The following is a 7,985-nucleotide window of genomic DNA, read 5'->3' as shown; positions in this document are numbered from 1 at the left end:
CATCGTCAATCGCCTGCATCAAACCTTTGCTCCTGCGTCATCGTTAGCTAAAAAACCTCTTCATCGTCAGATGTTGCGCCCCTGAATAATGAACGTCTGCATTGTGACACCTTAGGCTTCAGCGCAGAAATATCAGGGCAAGAAAGATCTTGAACCCAGTCCGCTGACCAGGAAACTTGCAAGACCGGTTGACCTTCTTTCAGCATAGTCTAAACTTGCAGCTTAAGCACTTCGCTTTCAAAATCGGCACCTTGGGATGGATTTATAATGCGTGACTACAAGTTTCGCGTGCGCGGACATGGATTTCGGCGCCAGCCAGACCGCCGGTCGCGGCGAGCGCTACGCCTCGGGTCCCTGGCTCTCGGGGCCGGCATCAGCTACGCCGTCGCGCAGCTCATGATGTCGACCGACTCGGTCCCCCGTACAACATCACCCTCGGGAGATCCTGAGGTGATTGAACTGCCACTACCGCCAGGGCATCTTCAGGATCAGCCCCTCGAGCACCCGCCCGCACTTGGCCAGATGATTGATTCGACCGATGCGTCCGCCGGGAAGCAAAGCGCTGACGAACGCCCGATTGGGCTTAGCGATTCGCTAAGCACCCCCGTGGCCAACACAGCGGGCATACAGGACTCCAACCAAGCTCACCCGACTCTGGTGCTTGAGGACCAGCACCAGAGACTAGCGGACCTTGCGCCCGATCTACGCCAGCTGATCGGCATAAACGAAGAAGATCTGCACGAGCTCTCACTCGCGAACGCACAGCCCTTGGCGGTCGAGCTCAACACCAATATCGCGACACTCCAGCCGCAGAGCATCGATCAGGCGCAGCCCAGCCTCAGCTCACTTCCGCCCGGGTTGAAGCCTGCATTAAAGCAGGGCCCTTTCCGCTTGGACTATCAAGTTCAACCAGGCGACACGCTGGGCACCATCCTCGAGCAGCAAGGACAATCGGGGCGCATGGTTTATCAGATTCTCGACCAGGTCTCCGACCAGCATCGTCGCCGTCTTGAGCAGATCCGCCCCGGCGAGACCATCCACCTGCACTTTGATCAGGCACTTGAGCTAACGAGCCTTGAGTTCAAGCTCGATGCCACCCAAAAACTGCTGGTCTCCCGCGCAGGCGAGACAATCAGCACCTCAGTTGAATCAACCCCAACCGAACCGCGCCGCCAATGCCTGACCGCCGTTGTTGACAATTCTCTTTACGGCGCCGCCAAGAGTGCCGGCATCCCCGACCAGGTCACCCAGCGCGCGATCAACATCTTTCGCCACCAGATCAATTTCTCTCGTCAGACCCGCAAAGGTGATCAACTCTCAGTACTATTCGAGCAAATCTATGCCGGTGACGAACCGATCAAAACCGGCCCAGTACTGGCTGTGGAGTTTACCAACGGTAGCAAGCAATATGCCGCCGTGCGCTACACCACATCGAAGGGCGTGACGGACTACTATTCGGCCGATGGCCAACCCGTTAATAAAGGCAAACACACCTTCCTGCGCGCGCCGCTGACCTACACCCGCGTCAGTTCAGGGTTTAGCATGAACCGCATGCACCCAATTCTGCGCAGAGTACGGCCACATCCCGGGATCGACTTCGCCGCACCAGCCGGGCGTCGCGTTCTCGCCGCTGCCGACGGTCAGATTCACTTCAAGGGTCGTAAGAGCGGCTATGGAAACATCGTGATCCTGCGTCACGGATCGCGCTACGAAACCCGCTATGCGCACCTGATGCGCTTTGCCCGGGGCATCTCAAACGGAGGCCGGGTCAAACGCGGTGAGACCATCGGCTATGTCGGGCAGACCGGACTCGCAACTGGCCCGCACTTACACTACGAGATTCGCATTAATGGCACGCCGGTCAATCCGCTAACCGCCAAACTGCCTTTCCTGAACGAATTCGACGACAAGGAAAAAGCCCGTTTTCGCCGCCAGACAAGGCCTTTACTGGCTGAACTACAGCGCAACCGGGAACGCGCCTTGCTAGTGGATGCGCGCTCCTTTGATCAGCCCGACCGTGGTTTGCCCGTTGCCGAGCGCCAGTCAATTCAGTAAAGAATGACCGCAGCGACTCCACCGGTGAGATATTTGTTCACCGCAACCGTTAAACGTCAAAGGACGATCCGCAACCGCAGGTGGTAGTGGCATTGGGATTGCGGATCACAAACTGGGCGCCCTGCAACCCCTCGCTGTAGTCGATCTCGGCCCCTGTGAGATACTGCATGCTCATCGGGTCGATTAGCAGCTTAACGCCATCAGTGATGACTTCAGTGTCCCCGTCCTGCACCTGCTCATCAAAGGTGAATCCGTACTGAAAGCCCGAACAACCGCCTCCTTGGATGTAAACCCTAAGCATCAATTCCTCATTCCCCTCTTCCTTGATCAGATCAGCCACCTTGGCCGCAGCCGAGTTTGTAAAAACAAGCGGGGCATCCCCGGTTAGATCGGTCGTCATTGTCATCGCATCTATCCCCCTGTCGTTGAATCGGGTAGTGAAGGCGGCTAAGGCGGCCGGGAGCACCCGAAATCGCTCATCCCGATAGGGTGCGATCACCGCAGACCCGAATCAAGACCACCCCGAATTTTGGCGCACTTGCAGCCGCCTCCCTACGCCGCCGATGCTTCATCAGTCTTCTGCTGTCTGTTCGTCCAACTGCGCAGCACTCGCCGGTTGCGTAAGGCGCAACGCCTGTGTTGGCTCTGGCCTCCAGGCATCGGGGGTCCAGGCGTAGGTGCGGGATGAAGAAATCAGATTCTTGACGTTCGGTTCAATCTCGACTGTCAGTGTCTGCGGCTGGAAATCGTCAGGCACCTTGAGCACGCCGTTGAAGTTCTGAAAAAACTCAAAATTCATGCGATGCACAGCCGGCTCCGAACCCTTGAGTTGCTCCGCAGTGCGCACCACTGCGTCACCCTCGTTTGTGTTGCCTTTGAGCCGCAGCTTCACCTGCCCGGATGCCTGGCCGAATTCTGGAATCAGCTGCGCCACTGTAAACCGGTAGCCAAACTCTTGCGGCTGCTCGGTTTCCCACAGCTCGAAATCCTGCACTCGGACCACACCGCCACCACCTTCGCGAATCAGGCGCTCGAGCGCCGAAACCTGCTTGGCGTATTCATGCCGCTCGTGCTGTAACTTCTCAAGCTGCTCCTGGGCAAGGCGCTTGGCCTCGCGATCAATGGATTGCGCTTGCTCGAGACCCGCGACGCGTTCCTCGGCGGCCATCAAGGCTTCGCGCAGTTGATGCCGATCCGCCTTGAGCTGCTGCATCTCGATCAGCGTATTATCAGCATCGTGATAGGCAAGCTGATAGCCGAGGACGAAGGCGGTGCCGATCACAGCGAGCCAGCCAAGGGTGACAAAGAGCCGAAACGCCCCTCCGGATGCACCGAAGCGCGCACCAGATGAGCCCATGCTTGGATTCCACCCCATAGCCAGAGATTCGCTAATCGAGTTAACCGAGGTTGTGCACTTGTGGCTCGGCGCTCAGCACCATCCGGGCACCGCCCGCTAGGGAGCCCAGGCCAACTCGGTCAGACCTTTGGTCTCGGCCAGACCGAACATCAGATTCATGTTCTGAATTGCTTGACCGGCTGCGCCCTTGACCAGGTTGTCGATCACCGACTGCACCACCACCACGCGTCCATCTGCGGCTGTCCGGTCGTCCGGCAGGGTCACTGCCAAACGGCAGTTATTGGTCCCACGCACCGAGCGCGTTTCAGGAGCAGAACCCGCAGGCATCACATCGACAAAGCCCTCGTTTTGGTAGCGTTTCTCAAAGAGCGATTGCAGTTGCTCGGCATCCTGATGCCCGGCACTTAAATCAAGACGCGCGTAGAGGGTGGCCTCGATACCGCGAATCATGGGTACCAGATGGGGAACAAAGGTGAGATTGATCGCCGCCGCCCCGGGCGGTTGAACAGCTGTCAGCGTCTGGCAAATCTCAGGCTGATGGCGATGTCCCGCCACGCTGTATGCCTTGAAGCTCTCGCCGACTTCAGCCATCAGCAGGCCGGTCTTGGCCTGGCGGCCAGCACCACTGACACCGGACTTGACATCCGCGACCAGAAAGCCGGTATCGACTAGGCCAGATTCAATCAACGGCAGAAAGCCAAGCGCGACGGCCGTCGGATAACAGCCAGGATTCGCAACCAGGCGCGCCTCGCGCAACGCCTCGCGATTGATCTCCGGTAGGCCATAGACGGCCTCGGGAAGCCGCTCGGGACAGGCATGCGTCATGCCGTACCAAGACGCCCACGACTCGGGGTCACGCAGACGAAAATCTGCCGCGAGATCGATCACCCGCACGCCGGCATCAAGCAGCGCGGGGGCCTCTTGCATGGCCGTGCCATTTGGCGTTGCAAAAAAAACCAGATCACAGTCTTTTAGCAACGGGGAGTCCGCCGCCGCGAACTCAAGCTGGCACACGCCCCTGAGCGCGGGAAAATAATCGCTAACCGGCCTGCCGGCTTCCGCGCGAGAGGTGACGACCAAAAGCTCAGTATCAGGATGGCGCAGCAACAGCCGCAACAACTCGGAACCGGTATAACCCGTCGCGCCGACGATACCCGCGCGAATCATCGCGCCCCGGCCCCGCGCGTGGCGCTCGCGCCAAAACGGCCGGGTGCAGCGGATCGCTTCTGATGATGATTAGCGCCGCGCATGAAGGTCACCATCAGGAACAGCCACCGCTATTCGACGAGCCGCAACTACCGCATCCGCCACCCGTCGTGGGGAGATTATTAAACACAAAGGTGGCGTTGCCATCGCCCTGATCGACAAAGTCAATCTCGACGCCCCGCAAATAGCCGAGCGTACCGTCATCGACAACAACCTTAAAGGCATCAAAATCACGCACGCCATCCTGATCACCAATGTCGTCGGTAAAGGTCATGCCAAAGCTCACTCCGCTGCAGCCACCGGCAGCAGCATAAACCCGCACACCCTGCACGCCTTCTTCTACCTGCGTGAATAGTTCAGCCATTTTTTCAACCGCTGGCCCGGTCAGGGCGATTTCGGCTTCCGTCAATGCGATAGACATACTCGCAGATCACTCCAAATTAACGATTCGATAGCATCGGACAATAGCACGAAGAGCGCGCCTGAATCCAGCAGAACGGACGGGGTTTGATCGCGGACCAACACCGGGCCGTTCGATCAGCCATCGGATTCGAGGTCCCGGCCAACCCGACGGATGGATCCCCGGTGATTCACCGGGAATGCCGGCACCGGCCGATGATCAATCTCACTCAAAGCTCGACCATTTCAAAGTCATCCTTCCCTGCGTTGCACTCGGGGCACACCCAATCCTCGGGCACATCCTCCCACCGGGTGCCGGGCTCAATGCCGTCTTCAGGCCAACCTTTTTCCTCGTCATACACCAAACCACAGAGCAAACAAACATAGCGTTTCATTACAAGCACCAAAATTCTCGACTAAACCAAGCAAATAGCATTGAGAGTGTGGATGTTATAGCCCACAACCGATAAAGCCGCCTGCAATATACCAATCGCAAACTGATTTTCGGTATTGGACGGGGTGACGGACGCGGGGTCTCGGCGGCAAGGATGCCGCCGGGAAGCTTACAGGGAAGTATTCACGACGTCCCCCGTGGCCGTCACCCGGCCCAGAACGAACAGAAATATCAAAGTATTTCGATATAGCGACACCAAGGTTTCCGCTTGAGCGAGGTTTCAGCGACAATGCGGGCCATGAAACCAAAATCCACAGCTCCCGGCGATCCTGTGCTGCTCGCCATCGGTGGCCATGATCCCGGCGGTGGCGCCGGCCTTCAGGCCGATATCGAGACCGCCGCAGCCCTTGGTCTGCATTGCTGCACCGCCATCACAGCCATCACCGTGCAGACCTCCTGCCGGCTGACGCAAATCATTGCGCAACCGGCGGAACAGGTGCGCGATCAGTGCCTAGCTGTTTTTGAGGACTGCCACGTCGCGGCCATCAAAATCGGTCTGATCGGCCATTCGCATCTGGTGCAGACCATTGCCGCTATGCTCAAGGCCCATCCCGAACTGCCGGTGGTGTTCGATCCTGTGCTGGCCAGCGGCACTGGCGAGCGCATCGCCGATGCCGCGCTGCTCAATCAACTGCGGCGCCATCTGCTACAGCGTTGCACGCTGATCACCCCTAACCTGCCAGAGGCGCGGCTGCTGGCCGATGCGTCTGAGCGCGATCAGGCCGCCCGGCGACTGCTGGAACTGGGCGCGAAAGCCGTGCTGGTTACTGGCACCCACGACAGTAGCCACCAAGTCATCAACACATTCTACCCCGCCGATGGCGCGCACAGCCAATGGGAGTGGCCGCGCCTAGAGGGCAGCTTTCATGGTTCTGGCTGCACCCTGGCCAGCGCCATCGCCGCGCGGCTGGCACTCGGCCAGGAAATCAAAGCAGCCGTGGCCGAGGCTCAGCACTATGTGATGGAGACCCTGCGCCAAGCGCGCGCGCTTGCCCGCTGTCAGTTCATTCCGCGCCGGCTGCCCCAGCCCGTTGCCAATAAAGCGAACCCACATCCCTACGCCCTGCGCACCCTGGTTGCGCCGACGGCGGTCACACCAGACAATGAGCACCAGTCAGACTGAGCGCCTGAGATTTTCTCCGCATTTCACCTAGGACCAATCAGGAGACCCACTGTCCATGAGCCGATCCCATGACCTCTTCACCGCCGCCCAGCACCACATTCCCGGTGGCGTCAATTCCCCAGTGCGCGCCTTCCGCAGCGTCGGTGGCGATCCTGTCTTTTTCGCCTCCGCCGCCGGCTCCAAGGTAACCGACGCTGATGGTAAGACCTACATCGACTATGTCGGCTCCTGGGGCCCGATGATTCTCGGCCACGCCCACCCGGAGGTGATCACCGCCGTCACCGAGCAGGCCGCACGCGGCTTGTCCTTCGGCGCGCCAACCGAGCTTGAGACGCAAATGGCCGACAAGGTCTGCGAGCTAGTGCCGAGCATGGACCTGGTGCGCATGGTCAGCTCCGGCACCGAGGCGACCATGAGCGCCCTGCGCCTGGCGCGCGGCTTCACTGGTCGCGACAAGGTCGTGAAGTTCGAGGGCTGCTACCACGGCCATGTCGACTCGCTCCTGGTTAAGGCCGGTTCCGGCATGCTGACCCTGGGTGAGCCGAGCTCCCCGGGCGTACCGGCCGCGCTCGCCGAGTTGACCCTGACACTTACCTACAACGATCTCGATCAGGTGCGCGAGACCTTCGCAAAAATGGGCGACGAGATCGCCTGCATCATCGTCGAGCCGGTCGCCGGCAACATGAACTGCATCCCGCCGGCACCGGGTTTTCTCGAAGGCCTGCGCGAAGTCTGCGACCAACATGGCAGCGTGCTGATTTTCGACGAGGTAATGACCGGCTTTCGGGTTGGCCTCGGCGGCGCCCAGGGCCGCTATGGCATCAAGCCGGACCTGACCGCGCTCGGCAAGGTGATTGGCGGTGGCATGCCGGTCGGTGCCTTTGGCGGACGGCGCGAGATCATGGAGAAGATTTCCCCGCTCGGCCCGGTGTATCAGGCCGGCACCCTGTCCGGCAACCCGATCGCCATGGCTGCGGGGCTGAAGACGCTGGAACTCATCTCCAAGCCTGGCTTCTTCGACCAGGTCGAAGCCAGCACCACGCGTCTGGTCAAGGGCCTGAGCGAGTTGGCATCGGCTGCTGGCGTGGGTTTCAGCACCAATCAAGTCGGCGCCATGTTTGGGCTCTTTTTCACCGCCGATGGTCCGGTGACCAACTACGCCAAGGCCACCGCTTGCGATCAAGACGCCTTCCGCGCCTTCTTCCAATCGATGCTGGAGCAAGGCGTTTATCTCGCGCCATCGGCCTTCGAGGCAGGCTTTGTTTCTTCGGCACATAGCGATTCCGATATCGACGCGACCCTCGACGCCGCGCGTGCAGCTTTCGCCAAGCTGGCCGGCTAAGCACAAGGCGCGCCACCAACGGCGGCATACCCGCCGACGGTGGCGCGTT

At 59.9% G+C, this 7,985-nt stretch carries 9 protein-coding genes (1 of these 9 cut by a window edge); 3 read left to right on the top strand and 6 right to left on the bottom strand.

Annotation, left to right across the window (positions count from 1 at the left end; translation table 11 throughout):
* Nucleotides 1–19, bottom strand: the beginning of a protein-coding gene (gene tyrS / locus Thiofri_RS06865) for a tyrosine--tRNA ligase (RefSeq protein WP_009150966.1). 1,187 nt of this gene lie to the left of the window's left edge; only the first 19 of its 1,206 coding nucleotides appear in the window; its start codon is at nt 17–19; the stop codon falls past the left edge of the window.
* A gap of 248 nt (nt 20–267) precedes the next feature.
* Here tyrS and Thiofri_RS06860 point away from each other — a divergent pair, with 248 nt between their 5' ends.
* Nucleotides 268–2,055 (top strand): peptidoglycan DD-metalloendopeptidase family protein, encoded by a 1,788-nt coding sequence (locus Thiofri_RS06860; protein WP_009150965.1) that lies wholly within the window; start codon nt 268–270, stop codon nt 2,053–2,055.
* A 49-nt stretch (nt 2,056–2,104) separates the two neighbouring features.
* On the opposite strand, the gene erpA is transcribed toward Thiofri_RS06860, so the two are convergent.
* From erpA to Thiofri_RS06835, 5 genes are all read right to left on the bottom strand, one after another.
* Nucleotides 2,105–2,461, bottom strand: coding sequence for an iron-sulfur cluster insertion protein ErpA (gene erpA, locus Thiofri_RS06855; protein ID WP_009150964.1), 357 nt, complete (start codon nt 2,459–2,461; stop codon nt 2,105–2,107).
* Between the two features lie 165 nt (nt 2,462–2,626).
* On the bottom strand, nt 2,627–3,412 hold the full coding sequence (locus Thiofri_RS06850; protein ID WP_009150963.1) for a DUF6776 family protein: 786 nt from the start codon (nt 3,410–3,412) through the stop codon (nt 2,627–2,629).
* 96 nt (nt 3,413–3,508) lie between these two features.
* A complete protein-coding gene (gene argC / locus Thiofri_RS06845; RefSeq protein ID WP_009150962.1) occupies nt 3,509–4,579 on the bottom strand; it encodes an N-acetyl-gamma-glutamyl-phosphate reductase in 1,071 nt (356 codons plus the stop codon).
* Between the two features lie 94 nt (nt 4,580–4,673).
* Nucleotides 4,674–5,039, bottom strand: a complete 366-nt coding sequence (locus Thiofri_RS06840; RefSeq protein ID WP_009150961.1) for a HesB/IscA family protein — start codon at nt 5,037–5,039, stop codon at nt 4,674–4,676.
* A 208-nt stretch (nt 5,040–5,247) separates the two neighbouring features.
* On the bottom strand, nt 5,248–5,412 hold the full coding sequence (locus tag Thiofri_RS06835) for a rubredoxin (RefSeq protein WP_009150960.1): 165 nt from the start codon (nt 5,410–5,412) through the stop codon (nt 5,248–5,250).
* A 297-nt stretch (nt 5,413–5,709) separates the two neighbouring features.
* On the opposite strand from Thiofri_RS06835, the gene thiD reads away from it, so the two are divergent.
* Nucleotides 5,710–6,594 (top strand): bifunctional hydroxymethylpyrimidine kinase/phosphomethylpyrimidine kinase, encoded by an 885-nt coding sequence (gene thiD, locus Thiofri_RS06830; protein WP_143742023.1) that lies wholly within the window; start codon nt 5,710–5,712, stop codon nt 6,592–6,594.
* Between the two features lie 55 nt (nt 6,595–6,649).
* Entirely contained in the window at nt 6,650–7,936 is a 1,287-nt protein-coding gene (gene hemL, locus Thiofri_RS06825) for a glutamate-1-semialdehyde 2,1-aminomutase (protein WP_009150958.1), read from the top strand.
* Nucleotides 7,937–7,985: the final 49 nt, after the last annotated feature.

The sequence above is a fragment of the Thiorhodovibrio frisius genome, assembly GCF_033954835.1.
Lineage (GTDB): Bacteria > Pseudomonadota > Gammaproteobacteria > Chromatiales > Chromatiaceae > Thiorhodovibrio > Thiorhodovibrio frisius.
Note: the sequence above shows the minus strand (reverse complement) of the source record. Positions and strands in the feature narration are given on the sequence as shown.

Excerpts from the sequence above, each read along its gene's own strand:
- erpA (WP_009150964.1), bottom strand. The coding sequence starts at position 2,461 with ATGACAATGACGACCGATCTAACCGGGGATGCCCCGCTTGTTTTTACA.
- hemL (WP_009150958.1), top strand. The coding sequence starts at position 6,650 with ATGAGCCGATCCCATGACCTCTTCACCGCCGCCCAGCACCACATTCCC.
- thiD (WP_143742023.1), top strand. The coding sequence starts at position 5,710 with ATGAAACCAAAATCCACAGCTCCCGGCGATCCTGTGCTGCTCGCCATC.
- Thiofri_RS06850 (WP_009150963.1), bottom strand. The coding sequence starts at position 3,412 with ATGGGCTCATCTGGTGCGCGCTTCGGTGCATCCGGAGGGGCGTTTCGG.
- Thiofri_RS06840 (WP_009150961.1), bottom strand. The coding sequence starts at position 5,039 with ATGTCTATCGCATTGACGGAAGCCGAAATCGCCCTGACCGGGCCAGCG.
- argC (WP_009150962.1), bottom strand. The coding sequence starts at position 4,579 with ATGATTCGCGCGGGTATCGTCGGCGCGACGGGTTATACCGGTTCCGAG.
- Thiofri_RS06835 (WP_009150960.1), bottom strand. The coding sequence starts at position 5,412 with ATGAAACGCTATGTTTGTTTGCTCTGTGGTTTGGTGTATGACGAGGAA.
- Thiofri_RS06860 (WP_009150965.1), top strand. The coding sequence starts at position 268 with ATGCGTGACTACAAGTTTCGCGTGCGCGGACATGGATTTCGGCGCCAG.